Source organism: Pseudomonas sp. 8BK (assembly GCF_902506475.1).
GTDB lineage: Bacteria > Pseudomonadota > Gammaproteobacteria > Pseudomonadales > Pseudomonadaceae > Aquipseudomonas > Aquipseudomonas anguilliseptica.
Genome location: NZ_LR733252.1, coordinates 291996 through 310789 on the forward strand (window position 1 = coordinate 291996; position 18794 = coordinate 310789).

Annotated in this window: 12 protein-coding genes; all 12 read right to left on the bottom strand. The window is 63.7% G+C overall.

The genetic code is table 11. The annotated features are described in order from the left end of the window. Window positions 1-43: 43 nt before the first annotated feature. The 12 genes from urtE to purH all read right to left on the bottom strand — a co-directional run bounded on the left by urtE (window position 44) and on the right by purH (window position 18777). On the bottom strand, window positions 44-742 hold the full coding sequence (urtE, locus tag ACIN8IBEIGE_RS01290; protein WP_160013060.1) for an urea ABC transporter ATP-binding subunit UrtE: 699 nt from the start codon (window positions 740-742) through the stop codon (window positions 44-46). Between the two features lie 96 nt (window positions 743-838). Then, complete coding sequence (urtD, locus tag ACIN8IBEIGE_RS01295) at window positions 839-1690, bottom strand: urea ABC transporter ATP-binding protein UrtD (protein ID WP_160013061.1); 852 nt, start codon at window positions 1688-1690, stop codon at window positions 839-841. Next, entirely contained in the window at window positions 1690-2781 is a 1092-nt protein-coding gene (urtC, locus tag ACIN8IBEIGE_RS01300; RefSeq protein WP_160013062.1) for an urea ABC transporter permease subunit UrtC, read from the bottom strand. Before urtC ends, urtD begins: the two co-directional genes overlap by 1 nt. After that, window positions 2781-4352 (bottom strand): urea ABC transporter permease subunit UrtB, encoded by a 1572-nt coding sequence (gene urtB, locus ACIN8IBEIGE_RS01305; protein WP_160013063.1) that lies wholly within the window; start codon window positions 4350-4352, stop codon window positions 2781-2783. Before urtB ends, urtC begins: the two co-directional genes overlap by 1 nt. Before the next feature lie 113 nt (window positions 4353-4465). Beyond that, entirely contained in the window at window positions 4466-5731 is a 1266-nt protein-coding gene (urtA, locus tag ACIN8IBEIGE_RS01310) for an urea ABC transporter substrate-binding protein (protein ID WP_160013064.1), read from the bottom strand. A 96-nt stretch (window positions 5732-5827) separates the two neighbouring features. Next, a complete protein-coding gene (locus ACIN8IBEIGE_RS01315; RefSeq protein ID WP_160013065.1) occupies window positions 5828-6559 on the bottom strand; it encodes a GntR family transcriptional regulator in 732 nt (243 codons plus the stop codon). 1 nt (window position 6560) lies between these two features. After that, window positions 6561-10190 carry an urea carboxylase gene (uca, locus tag ACIN8IBEIGE_RS01320; protein ID WP_160013066.1) on the bottom strand — a complete coding sequence of 1210 codons (3630 nt, stop codon included), beginning with the start codon at window positions 10188-10190 and terminating at the stop codon, window positions 6561-6563. A 14-nt stretch (window positions 10191-10204) separates the two neighbouring features. Further along, on the bottom strand, window positions 10205-12013 hold the full coding sequence (gene atzF / locus ACIN8IBEIGE_RS01325) for an allophanate hydrolase (protein WP_178124316.1): 1809 nt from the start codon (window positions 12011-12013) through the stop codon (window positions 10205-10207). Between the two features lie 189 nt (window positions 12014-12202). Further along, window positions 12203-12799 (bottom strand): MarC family protein, encoded by a 597-nt coding sequence (locus ACIN8IBEIGE_RS01330; protein ID WP_160013068.1) that lies wholly within the window; start codon window positions 12797-12799, stop codon window positions 12203-12205. Between the two features lie 71 nt (window positions 12800-12870). Then, a complete protein-coding gene (locus ACIN8IBEIGE_RS01335; RefSeq protein WP_218579694.1) occupies window positions 12871-15651 on the bottom strand; it encodes a hybrid sensor histidine kinase/response regulator in 2781 nt (926 codons plus the stop codon). A gap of 113 nt (window positions 15652-15764) precedes the next feature. After that, on the bottom strand, window positions 15765-17054 hold the full coding sequence (gene purD, locus ACIN8IBEIGE_RS01340) for a phosphoribosylamine--glycine ligase (protein ID WP_160013069.1): 1290 nt from the start codon (window positions 17052-17054) through the stop codon (window positions 15765-15767). Between the two features lie 115 nt (window positions 17055-17169). Next, window positions 17170-18777, bottom strand: coding sequence for a bifunctional phosphoribosylaminoimidazolecarboxamide formyltransferase/IMP cyclohydrolase (purH, locus tag ACIN8IBEIGE_RS01345; RefSeq protein WP_160013070.1), 1608 nt, complete (start codon window positions 18775-18777; stop codon window positions 17170-17172). Window positions 18778-18794: the final 17 nt, after the last annotated feature.

Below are 18794 nucleotides of genomic sequence, written 5' to 3' on the forward strand. Positions count from 1 at the left end.
CGAAAGCCTGATTATGCGCAAAGTGCAGTGCCAGCGTCGTCATTCAGATGGCAACCAAGCCGCGCACGCCATCGGCTTCCATGGTCTCGCCACGGCCCTGCTGAACGATTTCGCCCCGGCTCATCACCAGATACTGGTCGGCCAACTCGGCGGCAAAGTCATAGAACTGCTCGACCAGCAAAATAGCCATATCTCCACGCTCGGCGAGCTTCTTGATCACCACGCCGATCTCCTTGATCACCGAAGGCTGAATGCCTTCGGTGGGCTCGTCGAGGATCAGCAGGCGCGGTTTGCTCGCCAGCGCGCGGCCGATGGCCAGCTGTTGCTGCTGGCCGCCGGAGAGGTCGCCACCACGACGTTGCTTCATCTCGCGCAGCACCGGGAACAGCTCGTAGATAAATTCCGGCACCACCTTGGCTTCGCTGCCGGGAAAGCGTGACAGGCCCATCAGCAGGTTTTCTTCCACGGTCAGGCGGCCAAAGATCTCCCGGCCCTGGGGCACGTAGGCGATGCCGGCGTGCACGCGCTGGTGCGGTTTGAAGGCGGTGATGGGCTGGCCTTCCCACTTCACCGCGCCTTCCTTTGCGGGGATCAGGCCCATCAGGCATTTCAGCAATGTGGTCTTGCCCACGCCGTTACGCCCGAGCAGGCAGGTGACTTCGCCGACCTTCACGTCGAACGACAGACCCCGGAGGATATGGCTGCCGCCGTAGTACTGATGCAGTTGCTCAACTTGCAGCATGTCGATGTCCTTGTTTATGCGTAGGGTGGATCGCGCTTTATCGATCCACCGTGCAGTGGCTGTGGTGGATGAGAAAAGCGTCATCCACCCTACGTTCTAGCGGCCGAGATACACCTCGATCACCCGCTCATCGTTCTGCACCTGTTCCAATGAGCCTTCGGCCAGCACGCTGCCCTGGTGCAGCACGGTGACGTGGTCGGCAATGCTGCCGACAAAGCCCATGTCGTGCTCCACCACCATCAGCGAATGCTTGCGTGCCAGCGACTTGAACAGCTCGGCGGTGAACTCGGTTTCGGCGTCGGTCATGCCCGCCACCGGCTCATCCAGCAGCAACAGTTGCGGGTCCTGCACCAGCAGCATGCCGATCTCGAGAAACTGTTTCTGCCCGTGCGACAACAGCCCGGCGGGGCGATTGCGTGAGGCGTCGAGCTTGATCGTCTGCAGCACTTCATCGATGCGGTCTTTCTGCTCGCCGCTGAGTTTGGCGCGCAGGCTGGCCCACACCGACTTGTTGGTTTTCTGCGCCAGCTCGAGGTTTTCGAACACGCTCAGCGCCTCGAACACAGTCGGCTTCTGGAACTTGCGGCCGATGCCGGACTGGGCGATTTCCACTTCGCTCATCTGGGTCAGGTCGAGGGTTTCACCGAAGTAGGCGACGCCGTTGTCTGGGCGAGTCTTGCCGGTGATCACGTCCATCATGGTGGTCTTGCCGGCACCGTTGGGGCCGATGATGCAGCGCAGTTCACCGACGCCGATATACAGCGTCAGGTTGGTCAGGGCCTTGAAACCATCGAAGCTGACGTTGATGTCTTCCAGGGTCAGGATGGTGCCGTGACGGACGTTCAGGCCCTTGCTGGCCAGGGTGCTGGCACCAATCGCATCACGGCCGCTGCCGGCCGGATCATAGGCGGGTTCGAGCATAAATTCGGGGACCGGAGTGGCGCGCATCATTGCTCTCCTTTTTTACGTAACAAGCCGATCACGCCTTTCGGCAGGAACAGCGTCACGACGATAAACAGAAAGCCCAGGGCGAACAGCCAGTACTCGGGAAAGGCCACGGTAAACCAGCTCTTCATACCGTTGACCAAGCCTGCGCCGAGCAGCGGGCCGATCAGCGTGCCGCGCCCACCGAGGGCCACCCAGACAGCCGCTTCGATGGAGTTGGTCGGCGACATTTCGCTGGGGTTGATGATGCCCACCTGCGGCACATACAAGGCGCCAGCCAGGCCGCACAGCACGGCGCTGAGCACCCAGATAAACAGCTTGTAGCCGCGCGGGTCGTAGCCGCAGAACATCAGGCGGTTTTCCGCATCACGCAGCGCGGTGAGCACCCGGCCGAACTTGCTGCGTGCCAGTCGCCAGCCCAGGTACAGGCTGGCCACCAGCAACACCACCGTGGCGAAGAACAGCACCGCGCGGGTGTGCGCCGAGGTGATATCGAAGCCGAGAATGGTGCGGAAGTTGGTAAAGCCGTTGTTGCCGCCAAAGCCGGTTTCGTTGCGAAAGAACAGCAGCATGCCGGCGAAGGTCAGCGCCTGGGTCATGATCGAGAAGTACACGCCCTTGATCCGCGAACGGAAGGCGAAGAAGCCGAACACCAGCGCCAGCAACCCAGGGGCCAGCACCACCAGACACAGCGCCCAGAGGAAGTTGCTGGTGCCGTACCAGTACCAGGGCAGTTCGGTCCAGGCGAGGAAACTCATAAACGCCGGCAGGCCGTCGCCGGCCGCTTCGCGCATCAGGTACATACCCATGGCGTAACCGCCGAGGGCAAAGAACAGGCCGTGGCCGAGCGACAGCAGGCCGGCGTAACCCCACACCAGATCGAGCGCCAGTGCGACTATGGCGTAGCAGAGAATCTTGCCGACCAGGGTCAGGCTATAGGCCGAAACATGCAGGGCGTGCTCCGCCGGCAGCAGGTGCAGCAGAGGCATAGCCAGCAGCACGGCGAGTACCAGCAAGCCGATGGCCATGGAGGCTTGCGGGCCAAGCTTGGCGCTGGCGCGGGCCAGCAACGTTTGGTTGAGTGGCATAGTCATCAGTCGATCACCCGTCCTTTCAAAGCAAACAGACCTTGCGGGCGCTTCTGAATAAACAGAATGATCAGCGCGAGGATAAGGATCTTGCCGAGCACGGCACCGATCTGCGGTTCGAGAATCTTGTTGGCGATGCCCAGGCCGAAGGCGGCCATCACGCTGCCGGCGAGCTGGCCGACGCCGCCGAGCACCACCACCAGGAAGGAGTCGATGATGTAGCTCTGGCCGAGGTCGGGGCCGACGTTGCCGATCTGGCTCAGGGCCACGCCGCCGAGGCCTGCGATACCTGAGCCCAAACCAAACGCCAGCATGTCCACCCGGCCGGTCGGCACGCCGCAGCAGGCGGCCATATTGCGGTTCTGCGTCACGGCACGCACGTTAAGGCCGAGGCGGGTCTTGTTCAGCAGCAGCCAGGTCAGCACCACTACAAACAGGGCGAAGCCGATGATCACGATGCGGTTGTACGGCAGCACCAGGTTCGGCAGCACCTGAATGCCACCGGACAGCCAGTAGGGGTTGGCCACTTCGACGTTCTGCGCGCCGAAGATCACCCGCACCAGCTGGATCAGAATCAGGCTGATGCCCCAGGTGGCCAGCAGGGTTTCCAGCGGGCGACCGTAGAGGTGGCGGATTACCGTGCGCTCTAGCGCCATGCCGATGGCGGCGGTGACGAAGAACGCCACTGGCAGTGCGGCGAGCGGGTAGAGCGCGAGGTAGTCGGGCGCCAGCTTCTGGAAGGTGATTTGCACCATATAGGTGGAGTAGGCACCGAGCATCAGCATCTCGCCGTGGGCCATATTGATCACCCCGAGCAGGCCGAAGGTGATGGCCAGGCCCAGCGCGGCGAGCAGCAGGATCGAACCGAGCGACAGGCCGCTGAAGGCCTGGCCGAGCAGCTCACCGATCAGCAGTTTGCGCTTGACCTGAGCCAGGCTGGTTTCGGCGGCGGTGCGTACCGTTGGGTCGCTTTCTACGGCCGGGTCGAGCAGGGCTTCCAGGCGGGTGCGGGCCAGCGGATCACCGGTTTCACCGAGCAGGCGCACGGCGGCTAGGCGTACGGCCAGATCGCTGTCGACCAGCTGCAGGTTGGCCAGGGCCAGCGTCAGGGCATCGCGCACGGCATCATCGATTTCGCTGGCAACCTGGGCGTTAAGCAGCTGCAGCTGCGCCGGTTTGGCACTCTTTTGCAGTTGCTGGGCGGCAGCCAGGCGCAGCGCCGGGTCATCGACCAGCAGCTGGTGGCTGGCCACCGCAGTGGCGATCAGGCCGCGCAGGCGGTTGTTCAGGCGCAGTTTGCGTGGTGTTTCAGTGGGCACAGCGTCGCCTTCGGCGGGTTGATAAGCGCCACTTACTTCGATAAAGGCGGTTTTACTGCTGTCGGCGGCGACGCGACCTTGTTGCAGGGCTTCGAGCAGCGGCAGGCGCGCGGCATCGGGGGCGGCGGACCAGCGTTCCAGCAGGCTGGCCTGCTTTGCTGGGTTGGCGGCGACAAAGTCCTGGGCGTCACCGGCGTGCGCGGCTAGCGGCAGCAACAACAGCAGGCTCAGCAGAATTCGGGTAAAGGCAGTGGGCATAGGGCAGTCCTTTGGGAGTACCAGCCGCGTGGGCGCGGCGGCTGGTAAGCCTTGGCCCGGATGTATTCCGGGCAGGGCGTTCCCGGCATACATCCGGGCTTACTGACAGGTGCTTAGTTCGACTTGACCGCGTAATCCGGCTTCTTGTCGTTGCCTTCGATGAACGGGCTCCACGGCTGGGCGCGGACCGGGCTGCTGGTTTCCCAGACCACCGAGAACTGCCCGTCTTCCTGGATTTCACCGATCATTACCGGCTTGTGCAGGTGGTGGTTGGTCTTGTCCATGGTCAGGGTGTAGCCGCTCGGTGCGGCGAAGGTCTGGCCGTAAAGGGCGGTGCGCACTTTATCGACATCGGTGGTGCCGGCTTTTTCCACGGCCTGGGCCCACATGTGGATGCCGACGTAGGTGGCTTCCATCGGGTCGTTGGTTACGGCCTTGTCGGCACCTGGCAGGTTCTTGGCTTTGGCGTAGGCCTTCCACTTGGCGACGAATTCGCTGTTTACCGGGTTCTCTACCGACTGGAAGTAGTTCCACGCCGCCAGGTGGCCGACCAGTGGTTTGGTGTCGATGCCGCGCAGTTCTTCTTCACCCACGGAGAAGGCCACGACCGGCACGTCGGTGGCTTCCAGGCCCTGGTTGGCCAGCTCCTTGTAGAACGGCACGTTGGAGTCGCCGTTGACGGTGGAGATCACCGCAGTCTTGCCGCCCGCGGAGAACTTCTTGATGTTGGCGACGATGGTTTGATAGTCGCTGTGACCGAACGGGGTGTAGACCTCTTCGATGTCTTTTTCAGCTACGCCCTTGCTGATCAGGAAGGCGCGCAGGATCTTGTTGGTGGTGCGCGGGTAGACGTAGTCGGTGCCGAGCAGGAAGTAGCGCTTGGCCGCGCCGCCGTCTTCGCTCATCAGGTACTCGACCGCTGGAATGGCCTGCTGGTTTGGCGCAGCGCCGGTGTAGAAGACGTTCGGCGACATCTCTTCGCCTTCGTACTGCACCGGGTAGAACAGCAGGCCGTTGAGCTCTTCAAACACCGGCAGTACGGATTTGCGCGACACGCTGGTCCAGCAGCCGAACACCACGTCGACCTTGTCCTGGGTCAGCAGCTGGCGGCCTTTCTCGGCGAACAGCGGCCAGTTGGAGGCGGGGTCAACCACCACGGCTTCCAGTTGTTTGCCGTTCACGCCGCCCTTGGCGTTGATCTCGTCGATGGTCATCAGCGCCATGTCTTTCAGCGAAGTTTCCGAGATGGCCATGGTGCCGGACAGCGAGTGCAGGATGCCGACCTTGATGGTCTCGGCGGCCTGTACGGTCCAGGTCATGCCCATGGCGGCGATGGAAGCGGTGAGGGTAAAGGCCTTGATCAGATTGCGACGTTGCATGGTGCGATCTCCATTGACGAACTTAAGTGTTTGAGCTGCTGGTTTTTAGTTGTTTGTCTGGCAGTTGAAACAGGGCATGGGCCCTGGGTCTTCACTTCAGGTCTTCACCTCTGGTGCTGGCATGGCGCGCTGACGCGCGCTGTGCAGCATGTGCAGGGTGATCTTGCGCACTTCCGCCTTGCTGACCTCTATATGGGTCTTGAGCAATAGCTGTGCCTCTTCGCACCGGCGCGACAGAATCGCCCCGAGTATTTGTCCGTGTTCCTCATAAGTGGCCGCCACGCGCGGGCTCTGGGTGAAGTCCAAGCGCCTGATAATGCGGATTTTCTCGCTGACCTCGGCATGCAGACGGGCCATCTCGCGGTTGCCTGCGGCTTCCACCAACTGGCAGTGAAAACGCTCATCCAGGCGCGATACTTCGCGGCCGTCCTGCAAACGCTGTTCGGGTTGCACCAACCAGGTGCGCTTGAGTTGCTCCAGGGCAGTGCAGTGCTCGTCTTGGGCGCGTGCGCACAAACGCCGTACGGCTTCCAGTTCTAGGACGATGCGCACTTCGTACAGCTCCTCGAAATGCGCGAAGTCGAACGGCTTGACCTGCCAGCCGCTGCGGAAATACACCTGCAAATAGTCCTCGCGCTGCAGGCGATACAGCGCCTGGCGCACCGGCGTACGGCTGACCGCCATGCGCTCGGCGATCTCGCCCTCGGAAAAGCGATCACCCGGCAGCAGGCGGAACTCGAAGATGTCGTCCTTGAGCTGCAGGTAGATGCGCTCGGCGAGGTTCTCCGGGCGCTCCTTGCCAGGTGCGGACGCGCTGAGCAGCTGCATTTCAGGCCGCCTCGGTGGGGGCGAGCAACAGCAGCGCATCGCCAGGGGTAACCGCCTTGCCGGGTGCGCAGCGCAACGACTTGACCGTGCCGGCCACCGGTGCGGTTACCGCCAGTTCCATTTTCATCGCCTCGACCACCAGCAGCGGCGTGCCGGCTTCCACCTGCTGACCGGGCTCGACCAGCACCTTCCATACGCTGCCGCTCATCTCGGCGTTGACCATATGGCCGTCGTTGTCGCCATCTTCATCCGGACCGTTGATCAGTACGGCGGCCTCGCTTGGGTCGTCGTCACGCCACAGCTGCACTTCGGCGTCGAAGGCGGCCTTCTGCTGGTTCTGGAAGGCTTGAATGCTGCCTGCGTTGGCGTCGAGAAAGCGCTGGTACTCGGCAAAGTCGAACTCGCTGTGCTCGATGCGCACCTGCGCGCGGCCCTCGCGGAAGGCTTCGCGGAATGCATACAGCTCGGCCTCGCCGACCGGGTAGAAGCGCACCTGATCGAAGAAGCGCAGCAGCCAGGGCTGGCCATTCTCGAACTGGGCGTTCTTCACGTACTTGTTCCAGATCGGCAGGGTGCGACCGACCAGTTGATAGCCGCCGGGCGAGTCCATGCCGTAGATGCACATGTACATGCCGCCGATGCCCACGGTGCCTTCGGCGGTGAAGGTGCGCGCCGGGTTGTACTTGGAGCTGAGCAGGCGATGGCGTGGGTCCAGTGGCACGGCGCAGGGCGCGTCGAGGTAGACGTCGCCGAGGCCGAGAATCAGGTAGCTGGCGTCGAACAGGATGTCGCGCACCTGCTCGCGGCTTTCCAGGCCATTGGCGCGCTGGATGAAGTCGACGTTGTTCGGCAGCCAGGGCGCCTCGCTGCGCACGGTTTCGCGGTAGCGCTCGACAGCGGCGAGGGTGGCGCTGTCCTCGAAGGCCATGGGCAGATGGACGATACGGGTCGGCACCTTGAGTTCGGCGACATCACCGAGCTGGCGCTCCAGGCGCAGCAGGTGGTCGAGCAGGGTGCGCTGGTGCAGCACGCGGCTGTCGTAGCGCAGTTGCAGCGAGCGCACGCCAGGGGCGAGTTCTTCCAGGCCGCGCAGCGGTTCGGCCTTGAGCGCTTCCATCAGCAGGTGCACGCGCAGGCGCAGGGCCAGATCCAGAACGTTGTCGCCATATTCCAGCAGGATGTAGGCATCACCCGCCTGGCGATACACCGCCCGCGGGCGGCTGCCCTCGGCCGGCAGCTCGGCCAGCACGGTGGCGGAAACCGTGGCGTCTGGTTGCAGCGACGGCGCCGGCAGGGTCACCGCGCTGATCGCCGCCAGGGCTTCGATGCTGCCCAGTTGCGCCTGCTCCAGGCTCTGCGCCTGCTGGAAACCGATGGGGTGGAAGCGCAGCTTGTCGCCGGGCTTGACCTGGCCGACCTTCCACAGCTCGCCCTTGGCGATGGTCACCGGGCAGACGAAACCACCGAGGCTGGGACCGTCCTTGGTCAGGATCACCGGGAAGTCGCCGGTGAAGTTGATCGAGCCGATGGCGTATTCGCAGTCATGCACGTTGGATGGGTGCAGGCCGGCTTCGCCGCCGTCGGCACGTGCCCAGCTCGGTTTAGGGCCGCTCAGACGCACGCCGAGACGGTTGGAGTTGTAGTGCACCTCCCATTCGGCGGCGAAGAACTCCTCGATGGCATCGGCGGTGAAGAAGTCCGGCGCGCCGTGCGGGCCATACAGCACGCCGATGTTCCAGGTGGTGCCGTAGCTGGGGATCAGGCTCGGGTGCGCCGCCTGTGGCGGGGCGACCGGCGCAGGCGTGGTGCAGGCCGGCAACTCGGGCTGGGAGATGGCCAGCATGTCGGCGGTACGCAGGGTGCGCCCGGCATGCCCGCCGAACTGGCCAAGGGCGAAGGTGGAGCGGCTGCCCAGGTACAGCGGTACGTCCAGGCCATTGCGCACGGCCAGATAGGTGCGGCAGCCGCTGAGCGCGCGGCCCAGCTTGAGCACCTGACCGGCCTTGACCACGACTGGCTGCCAGTAGGCCACTGGCGCCTCGTCCAGGGTGGCCGGGCAGTCGGCGCCGGTCAGGGCGATCAGCGCATCGCTGTGAAAGCGCAGCGTCGGGCCTTGCAGGGTAAATTCCAGGCCGGCCGCTTCAGCTACGTTGCCGACGATACGGTTGGCCAGGCGGAAGGCGAAGTCGTCCATCGGCCCGGACGGCGGCACGCCGATATCCCAGTAGCCGAGGCGGCCGGGGTAATCCTGCACGCTGGAATAGGTGCCGGGCTCCAGTACTTCGATGACGCTGGCCTTGAACGTGAAGCTGTCGAGCAGGCGCGTCCATACCTGGCCTGTGGCGAAGCGCTCATCGGCCACCACCTGGCGCAGGTAGTCGAGGTTGCTGGCGATGCCGTGCAGGCGGGTTTCGCCCAAGGCTTTTTGCAGCTTGGCGATGGCCTCCGCGCGGGTGTTGGCATGGACGATCAGCTTGGCGATCATCGGGTCGTAGAAGGCCGAGACCTCGCTGCCGGTGCTGACCCAGCCGTCGACGCGTACGTCGGCGGGGAAGTGCACATCGGTGAGCACGCCCGGGCTGGGCTGGAAATTCTTCAACGGGTCTTCGGCGTAGATCCGCACTTCGATGGCGGCACCTTGCGGGGCGCGGTCAAGTGCGGGCCAGTCCAGCGCATCGCCTGCGGCCACGCGCAGCATGCACTCGATCAGATCCAGGCCGGTAACCATCTCGGTGACCGGGTGCTCGACCTGCAGGCGGGTGTTCACTTCGAGGAAGTAGAAGTCGTCGTGGGCGGCGTCGTAGATGAATTCCACGGTGCCGGCGCTGCGGTAGTTCACCGACTCGCCGAGCTGTACGGCTGCGGCATGCAAACGCTCGCGGGTGGCCTGCGGCAGGTTCGGCGCCGGGGTCTCCTCGACCACCTTCTGGTTGCGCCGCTGCAGCGAGCAGTCGCGCTCGCCGAGTGCGGCAACGCGCCCGGCACCGTCGCCAAAAATCTGTACCTCGACATGCCGCGCCTGATCGACGAAACGCTCGAGGAATACCCCGGCATCGCTGAAGAACTGCTCGCCCATGCGCTTGACGCTTTCGTAGGTGCTTTCCAGCGCAGCGGCATCGCTGCAGCGGGTCAGGCCGATGCCGCCACCGCCTGCGGTGGTCTTGAGCATCACCGGATAGCCGATGCTTGCAGCGGCGCTCAGCGCTTCTTCCAGGCTCTGCAGCAGGCCGGTGCCCGGTGCCATCGGCACCTGGGCCTGGGCGGCCAGTTCACGGGCGCGGTGCTTGAGACCGAACTCGCGAATCTGCTCGCCGGTCGGGCCAATGAAGGCGATCCCCGCGGCTTCGCAGGCATCGGCGAACTCGGCGCTTTCCGAAAGGAAGCCATAGCCGGGGTAGATCGCCTGGGCACCGGTTTCCTGCGCGGCGGCGAGTATCTTGTCGATACGCAGGTAACTGTCGGCCGGCTTGTCGCCACCCAGGGCGATGGCGATATCGGCGTCGCGTACGTGTTGGGCATTGCGGTCGGCGTCGGAGTAAACAGCGACGCTTTTGACCCCAAGGCGTTTGAGCGTGCGGATGGCGCGGACGGCGATCTCGCCTCTGTTTGCGATCAGTACGGTATGGAACATGGGTTATCCCTTCCTTAGTTCTTGGCGGCTCGCAGGCTGGCGATATAGGCGCGCCAGCCACCGAAGCTGGTGATATCGCGCGCGCCATCCAGCGCGTAGGGCTCGCAGATGAAACCCTTGACCCAGCGACCGTCGGCCAGCTCCAGGTTGCCGATGCCCAGCGGCGGCGGGATCTCGGCGACGAATTCGCCGAAGCGCGCCTGCGGCATGTCCCACAGCTCGACGATGATCTCGGCGCCGTCCTCGGCGACCCGCGCCAGGCCCGGTTTGGGCGGCACGGTGCCGGGCAGGGCATAGAGGCGGTAGCTGGCGGTGCTGGTGGTCTGCTCGACCAGCACGGCATCGCGAGTGGTGAGCTGGAAGTTCAGCGGCATGCCGGTCAGGTGCGCGCCAACCACCGCCACGCGCACGCAGCCGGGGGCTGGCTTGTCGTTGGCGGTTTGCGCCGGCAGCGGCTTGCCGGTGGCTCCCAGCGGCAGGGCGAGCGCCTGCTGCCAGCGCTGGCCGAGGGCGGCCAGTGCCTGGTCGTGCCAGGCCGGCGCGATCAGGGTGATGCCGGCCGGCAGGCCGTCTTCGCGAAAGCCGGCGGGCACGGCCAGGGCGGAGAGGTCGGCGAGGTTGGTGAAGTTGGTGTAGCTGCCGAACTGGCTGTTGAACAGCACTGGCTCCTGCTCCATCTCGGCGAGGCTGCGAATGGTCGGCGAGGTTGGCACCACCAGGGCATCGAAGCCGGCCAGGACGTCGTTGATGACGCGACTCAGCTCGGCGCGAATGTACTCGGCCTTGTAGGCATCGCAGGCGCTGTACTTATGGCCGTTCTCGACGATGCCGCGCACCACCGGATTGATATGTTCGGGGTTCACGCCTTCGACGGCGACGGTGCGCTCGGCGACCCAGGAGCCGTAGTAGAGCTGCTCGGCCAGTTGCTGGAAGGGGGCGAAGTCGATCTCCACCAGCTCGGCACCGAGTTCGCGCAGTTTGCCCAGGGTCTGTTCGAATACCGCCTGGTTCTGTACGTCGCCGAAGAACTCGGGGTTGGACGGCACTGCCAGGCGCGGTTTGGCAGGCATGCCGACCTTGGCGCTGGAGGGGTTCTTGCGGCTGTAGGGATCGGCACTGTCGTAGCCGCCGGCGATCTGCGCGATGCTCTGGGCATCGGCCACGGTCAGGGCAAATACCGAGATGCAGTCCAGGGTCCTGCAGGCCGGCACCAGGCCGGTATTCGGCAGCCAGCCCTTGGTCGGCTTGAGCCCGACGATATTGTTGAAGCCGGCCGGCACGCGGCCGGAGCCAGCGGTGTCGGTGCCCAGCGCGAAGGGCACCAGGCCGCGCGCCACTACGCTGGCCGAGCCGGAGCTGGAGCCGCCGCTGACGTAGTCCGGGTTGAAGCTGTTGCTTACTGCGCCGTGGGGCGAGCGGGTGCCGACCAGGCCGGTGGCGAACTGGTCGAGGTTGGTCTTGCCAATGAGGATGGCGCCGGCGGCACGCAGGCGAGCGACGACTGTGGCGTCGGCGGCGGCGCTGTAGGCGAACTCGGGGCAGGCCGCGGTGGTGGGCCAGCCGGCGGCGTCGATGTTGTCCTTGATGGCGAAGGGCACGCCGTACAGCGGCAGCGTGCTTAGCTCGCCGTTGGCCGCATCGAGCCGCGCTGACACCGTATCGAGTTGGCTGTTGAGCTGAGCTTCGCTGGCCAGGACGATCCAGGCGCTGTCATCGGTGCGCAGTTCCAGGCGCAGGGCGTGCAGCAGTTCGGCAGGGGATTGGCCGTCACGGTAGGCCTGTTGCCATTGCGCGAGGGTGAAAGCGATCGGTGCGTTGGACATGCTTCGAGATTCCATCTTGTATCCAAGTTGGAATCGCTAGAGCAATGAGGATGCCAGTTTTTATAAATACTTCTATTTCAAGTGCTTAGCTTGATTCTGGCGCTGCGGGCGGCGGGATGAGAGAGGTGCGCTGCACCGTGCTGGGGCCGCGCTGCAAGCGGATGGTGCAGCGGCGTAGCCCGGATGAAATTACAGCACCAGGTAGTTCTTTACCCCGGTAAAGATGATCTGCGCGGCCAGCGCGCAAACGAACAGGCCCATCAGACGGCTGACAATCTGCAGGCCCTGGTCGCCGAGCAGGCGCTCGAACTGGTTGGACAGGTACAGCACCACGCCCACTGTGAGGCTGGCCAGGGCTATGCCCAGCACGGCCACGGCCTTGTCGCCCCAGTCCGGCTGGCTGGCACCCATCAGCAGCAGCGCACCGATGGTGCCGGGGCCGACGGTGAGCGGGATGGTCAGCGGCACGATGGTCACGTCCTGTTGCACGTTGTCGCTCTGCACCGCCGATTTGCCCTGGGCCATGCCGAGGGCCGAGATAAACAGCACGCTGCCGGCACCGATGCGGAAGGCGTCGATGGTGATGCCAAACAGGGTAAAGATGTGTTTGCCGAACAGGTACAGCAGCACGCTGGCGATCAGCACGCCGGCGGCGACCTTCCAGGCCAGGCGCTTGCGCTCCTTGACCGTGTAACCACGGCTCAGGCCAATAAAACACGACAGCACGAAGAACGGGCTATAGAGCACCAGCAGTTTCAAATACAGGCTGAACAGCGCGGACGCCATGGAAAGGACTCGTCTCGATAAAGAAGGGTGGCAGGGTAAGCGTGTATCGGTTGCCGGGCAATCAACCCTGCTCAGGACGGCAGGGCGTCGCGTTGGCGGCGGATTTCCCGTTCGGCAACCCAGTGTTCGATCAGCTCGCGCAGTTGCGACATTTCCACCGGTTTGGACATGTGCCCGTCCATACCGACTTGGCGCGCGCGCTCCTTGTGCTCATTGAGGATATGCGCGGTAAGCGCGACCACTGGGGTGCGTGCGCGCTGTTCGGCGGTTTCCCAGGCACGCAGCTGCTCGGTGGCGGAAAAGCCGTCGAGCACCGGCATTTCGCAGTCCATCAGCACCAGGTCGTACTGCTGGGCCTTCATTGCGCTGAGAGCCTCTTCGCCATTGCTGGCGGTGTCGGGCTGCAGGTTGAGCTTGCCGAGCATGCCGCGGATCACCTTGGTGGAGATGGTGTTGTCCTCGGCCACCAGGATGCGGAAGTCATTGGGCACGTTCAGTGGTGTGCTCTGTGGTGCCGGGTTGAACATCGGTGAGTCGCCCTTGCCGCGCTGCGCCAGTTCATCGGCCAGGGTGGTCTTCAGGGTGTAGCCAGCCACCGGTTTGGCCAGGATGCGTTTGATCCCGGCGTTGCGCGCGATGATCTTGCTTGGCGCATTGCTGATGCCGGTGAGCATGATCACCAGAATGTCGTGATTGAGGTTGGCGTCTTCCTTGATCCGAGCGGCCAGCTGCATGCCGGTCATGCCGGGCATGTCCTGATCGAGCAGCACTGCATCGAAGTATTCGCGCAGATGCGCCTTGGTGCGCAGCAGGGCCATGGCTTCCTTGCCCGACGGTACGGCACTGACCTGCATGCCCCAGGCGCTGCACTGCTGCACCAGAACCTTGCGGCAGGTGTCGTTGTCATCCACCACCAGCAGGCGCGCGCCTTGCAGCGAGGTGTCGAGGTCGGCGGTAGGTTGCTCCAGGCGTGTAGCGTCCAGGGGCAGGGTCAGCCACAGGGTCGAACCCTGGCTGCCGCCGCTCTGGATGCCGAACTCGCCTTCCATTAAGCGCACTAGCTGGCGGGCGATGATCAGGCCAAGGCGGCCACCGAGTTTGGTCGCGGCAAGGAAGTCCTTGCTGTGCAGTTCGGCATTCAGCAGCGCATCGCGCTCGCTGGCATCCAGCGGCTTGCCGCTGTCCTGCACGGCGATGCGCAGGCGCGGCTGCTCGGTATTGGTGTCGAGGGCCACGACCAGAAGAATTTCGCCTTCATCGGTCTGTTTAAAGGCGTTATCCAGCAGGCTCAGCAGAGTCTGGCGCAGGCGGGTGGGGTCACCGCTGATCACCCGTGGCACTTGCGGCTGCATAAAGCTGATCAGCTCGACCTTCTGCTGTTCGGCCTTGGCGCGGAAGATATCTAGGCAGTCTTCGATCAGCGCGTTGAGGTCAAACTGCACGTCATCCAGCTCGATCTGCCCGGATTCGAGCTTGGAGATATCGAGGATTTCGTTGATCAGGGTAAGCAGCTCGTTGCCCGAGCTGTGGATGGTCTGTACGTAGTCACGTTGCTTGGCGGACAGCGGGGTGCCGAGCAACAGCTCGGTCATACCCAGCACGCCATTCATCGGGGTGCGGATTTCGTGGCTGATCTTGGCAAGAAATTCCGCCTTGGCTTTCAATTCGGCGGAGCTGGCGGCGAGGGCGCGGCTGGTGCTGAACTGGTCCTGCATGATGCGTCGCTGTCGCTCGCTCAAGGCCATACTGAGGATAAAACCGCTGACGGCGGTGACGGCGAGCAGGCCGTAAGCCATCCACTCACTCTGCACCGCCCAGTAGCCGAACAGGATTGGCAGGGCGCAGATAAAGGCTGCACAGAACAGCAGCGCCGCCAGGCTGAACAGCCGTGCCGGCTTGTAGCCATGGCGCCAGTGTGTCAATGCAACCATGAGGATGCTCAGGCCGGCGACGGCGTTGAGCAGGTAGACCAGCTGATTGAACTGCAGATTGGTTGCCACCAGCAGGGCCACGCAAACCAGGCTAATGACCACCACTTCGCCGGTGAGCAGGTGGTTCAGCGGCGTGCTCGGGCAGACCTTGTGGAAAAAGCTGGCGGTAAAACACAGGGCACAGAGTGCGGCCAGCAGCATCGACAGGTTGGCGATCTGTGGCTGCAGGCTTTGCCATTCGCTGAGCCAGGGCGTGCTGATCCCAAGCAGGCTGACCACCGCCACCAGCTGGCAGACCTGGGTGGCTGCCAGCCACAGGCCGCTCACGGCCCGGGTGTAGGCAAAGCGCACCAGGTTGTAGGCCACCAGCATGCCGAGGCAGCCGAGCAGCAGGCCGAACAGCAGCGGGCGGTTGTCATCGGCGACCATGGCTTGCGCGCTTTGCAGGGTAATGCTGGGGCGCAGTGAATGTTCCGAGGCCAGGCGCAGGTAGATATCCAGCGGCTGTTCGGCTTTGGGCAGTGGCAGGAGGAAGTCGCGGCTGGCCAGGGGGCGGCTGGAAAACGGCAGGTTGCTGCCGGTGTGCGCTTGCTCGATCAGCGTATTGCCTTGCAGCACGTAGAGGTCGAGGTAGGCCAGGTAGGGCGCGAATACTCGCAGCATCTGCGCATCGGTGTTGGCCGGCATGCGGTGATGCAGCCATAGCGCGCTGTTGCCGCCGGGGGTGTAAAGCTGGGTGAGATCGGTGGGGCGGAACTGTGCCTGGCGCTCGGGGCTGCTTACATCATTGAGTTGCAGATCGGCACTCGGGTCGGTAAGGCTTGACCAGGATGCCTGCGCCCCTGCCTGAGCCGACGCTACGGTGAGCGCCATCAGCAGCGTGCTGAGTAGCAGGTAAGTGGCAATCCTCAGCCGGCGCACAGTGAAGTCCCTTCAGTAATAAGTGGTCGGATTATAGCCAAGCTGTTCGCGAGGGAAATATGACAAAGGTGGCCAATTGGCCACCTTTGTCGTGTTTTACCCTTTATTTACCTTCACTTATCCCCGCGTTCGCGGGCAATGGCGCGGTAACCGATATCGTTGCGGTAAAAGCTACCGTTCCAGCGAATCTTCTCGGCCAGGCGATAGGCCTGCTGCTGAGCTTCTTCAACCGTACGACCGATGGCGGTGGCGCAGAGTACACGGCCACCTGCGGTGACGATCTGGCCGTCCTTCAGCGCGGTGCCTGCATGGAAGACTTTGCCCTCCAATTGTGCGGCTGCATCCAGACCTTCGATCACATCGCCCTTGGCGTAATCGGCCGGGTAACCACCAGCAGCGATCACTACGCCTACAGTCGGGCGCGGATCCCAGGTGGCTTCGACCTTGTCCAGCGCCTTGGCCAATGCGGCTTCGACCAGCAGCACCAGAGAGGATTCCAGGCGGCACATGATCGGCTGGGTTTCTGGGTCGCCGAAGCGGCAGTTGAACTCGATAACTTTGGGCTTGCCAGCCTTGTCGATCATCAGTCCTGCGTAGAGGAAACCGGTGTAGACGTTGCCTTCGCTGGCCATGCCACGCACGGTCGGGTAGATGACTTCGTCCATTACGCGCTGGTGCACCTCGGCTGTGACCACCGGGGCCGGCGAGTAAGCGCCCATGCCGCCTGTGTTCGGGCCGCTGTCGCCGTCGCCGACGCGCTTGTGGTCCTGGCTGGTGGCCATCGGCAGCACATTTTCGCCGTCGACCATGACGATAAAGCTGGCTTCTTCGCCATCGAGGAACTCCTCGATCACCACGCGGGCGCCGGCGTCGCCGAAGGCGTTGCCGGACAGCATGTCGCGCACGGCGTCTTCGGCTTCTGTCAGGGTCATGGCGACGATCACGCCTTTACCGGCGGCGAGGCCGTCGGCCTTGATCACGATCGGTGCGCCTTTCTCGCGCAGATAGGCCAGGGCCGGCTCGACTTCGGTGAAGTTCTGGTAGTCGGCGGTGGGAATGTTGTGGCGCGCCAGGAAGTCCTTGGTGAAGGCCTTGGAGCCTTCCAGCTGGGCGGCGGCGGCGGTGGGGCCAAAGATGTCCAGCTTGCGCGCGCGGAACAGGTCGACCACGCCCTTCACCAGCGGCGCTTCTGGCCCAACTATGGTCAGCTGCACATTCTTCTCGGCGAAGTCGGCCAGTTGCTCAATGGCCAGTACGTCGATGGCGACGTTCTCGCATTTAGCTTCGGTGGCGGTGCCAGCGTTGCCCGGGGCAACGAAGACCTTCTCGACACGTTTGTCCTGCGCCACTTTCCAGGCCAGGGCGTGTTCACGACCGCCGCTGCCAATGATCAGCACGTTCATCTTTATCTCCTTGTGGAGGCGGGCTGGTAGCCCGGTTGGTGGATAGAAAAAGCGCTATCCACCCTACGAAATCGGTACGAAGTAGGGTGGATGGCCGCAGCCATCCACCAGCCAATCAATGACGGAAGTGGCGCATGCCGGTAAACACCATCGCAATACCCGCTTCGTCGGCAGCAGCAATCACTTCGGCATCGCGCATCGAACCACCCGGCTGGATCACCGCAGTGATGCCATTGGCCGCCGCGTTGTCCAGGCCATCGCGGAACGGGAAGAAGGCGTCGGAGGCCATTACCGAGCCGGCAACCTGCAGGCCTGCGTGCTCGGCCTTGATCGCGGCGATACGGGCAGAGTTGACGCGGCTCATCTGGCCGGCGCCGACGCCGATGGTCTGGCGGCCCTTGGCGTAAACAATTGCGTTGGATTTGACGAACTTGGCCACTTTCCAGGCGAAGATCAGGTCATGGATTTCCTGCTCGCTCGGTGCGCGCTGGGTGACGATCTTCAGGTCTTCCGCCTTGATCATGCCAATGTCGCGGCTCTGCACCAGCAGGCCGCCGTTGACGCGCTTGAAGTCCCAGCCAGCGCTGCGTTCGGCCGGCCACTCGCCGCACTCCAGCAGGCGTACGTTGGCCTTGGCGGCGACGACATCGCGGGCGGCCTGGGAAATTTTCGGGGCGATGATCACTTCGACGAACTGGCGCTCGACGATAGCTTTCGCTGTTTCGCCGTCCAGTTCACGGTTGAAGGCGATGATGCCGCCAAACGCGGATTCAGTGTCAGTGGCGTAGGCCAGTTCATAGGCCTGGCGGATGCCGCCTTCGCTGTCCAGGGCCACGGCCACGCCGCACGGGTTGGCGTGCTTGACGATGACACAGGCCGGTTTGACGAAGCTCTTCACACATTCCAGCGCGGCGTCGGTGTCTGCGACGTTGTTGAACGACAGTTCCTTGCCCTGTAGCTGGATGGCGCTGGCGACGCTCGTCTCGCCCTTCTGTGCTTCCACGTAGAACGCTGCGCTCTGGTGCGGGTTCTCGCCGTAGCGCATTTCCTGGGCCTTGATGAACTGGCTGTTGAAGGTACGCGGGAAGGCGCCGCGCTCTTCGGTGGAGAGGGTGTCGCGGCTCTGGTCGATGGTGCCCAGGTAGTTGGCGATCATGCCGTCGTAGGCGGCGGTATGCTCGAAGGCCTTGAGGGCCAGGTCGAAGCGCTGAGCGTAGCTCAGGCCGCCGGCCTTGAGGCTATCGACGATGTCGGCGTAGTCGCTGGCGTTGACCACGATGGCCACGTCTTTATGGTTCTTCGCGGCAGAGCGGACCATGGTCGGGCCGCCGATGTCGATGTTCTCGATGGCGTCGGCCAGGTCACAACCCGGCTTGGCTACAGTGGCTGCGAAGGGGTAGAGGTTGACCGCGACCAGGTCGATCGGCTTGATACCGTGCTCGTCCATTACTGCGCCGTCGATGGCGCGACGGCCAAGGATGCCGCCGTGGATCTTCGGGTGCAGGGTCTTGACGCGACCGTCCATCATTTCCGGGAAGCCGGTGTAGTCGGCCACTTCCACGGCGGCGATGCCGTTGTCCTTGAGCAGCTTGTAAGTGCCGCCAGTGGAGAGAATTTCCACATTCAGGGCGACGAGCTCGCGGGCAAACTCGAGGATGCCGGTCTTGTCGGAAACGCTGATCAAGGCACGGCGAACGGGGAGGCGGGTGGTCTGGTCGGTCATTTCAGAATCCATCAGAG

Bases quoted from the DNA above. Each gene is read 5' to 3' on its own strand.
- urtC (WP_160013062.1), bottom strand. From the start codon at position 2,781: ATGACTATGCCACTCAACCAAACGTTGCTGGCCCGCGCCAGCGCCAAG.
- uca (WP_160013066.1), bottom strand. From the start codon at position 10,190: ATGTTCCATACCGTACTGATCGCAAACAGAGGCGAGATCGCCGTCCGC.
- purH (WP_160013070.1), bottom strand. From the start codon at position 18,777: ATGACCGACCAGACCACCCGCCTCCCCGTTCGCCGTGCCTTGATCAGC.
- purD (WP_160013069.1), bottom strand. From the start codon at position 17,054: ATGAACGTGCTGATCATTGGCAGCGGCGGTCGTGAACACGCCCTGGCC.
- ACIN8IBEIGE_RS01330 (WP_160013068.1), bottom strand. From the start codon at position 12,799: ATGGCGTCCGCGCTGTTCAGCCTGTATTTGAAACTGCTGGTGCTCTAT.
- urtD (WP_160013061.1), bottom strand. From the start codon at position 1,690: ATGCGCGCCACTCCGGTCCCCGAATTTATGCTCGAACCCGCCTATGAT.
- urtA (WP_160013064.1), bottom strand. From the start codon at position 5,731: ATGCAACGTCGCAATCTGATCAAGGCCTTTACCCTCACCGCTTCCATC.
- atzF (WP_178124316.1), bottom strand. From the start codon at position 12,013: ATGTCCAACGCACCGATCGCTTTCACCCTCGCGCAATGGCAACAGGCC.
- ACIN8IBEIGE_RS01315 (WP_160013065.1), bottom strand. From the start codon at position 6,559: ATGCAGCTGCTCAGCGCGTCCGCACCTGGCAAGGAGCGCCCGGAGAAC.
- urtB (WP_160013063.1), bottom strand. From the start codon at position 4,352: ATGCCCACTGCCTTTACCCGAATTCTGCTGAGCCTGCTGTTGTTGCTG.
- urtE (WP_160013060.1), bottom strand. From the start codon at position 742: ATGCTGCAAGTTGAGCAACTGCATCAGTACTACGGCGGCAGCCATATC.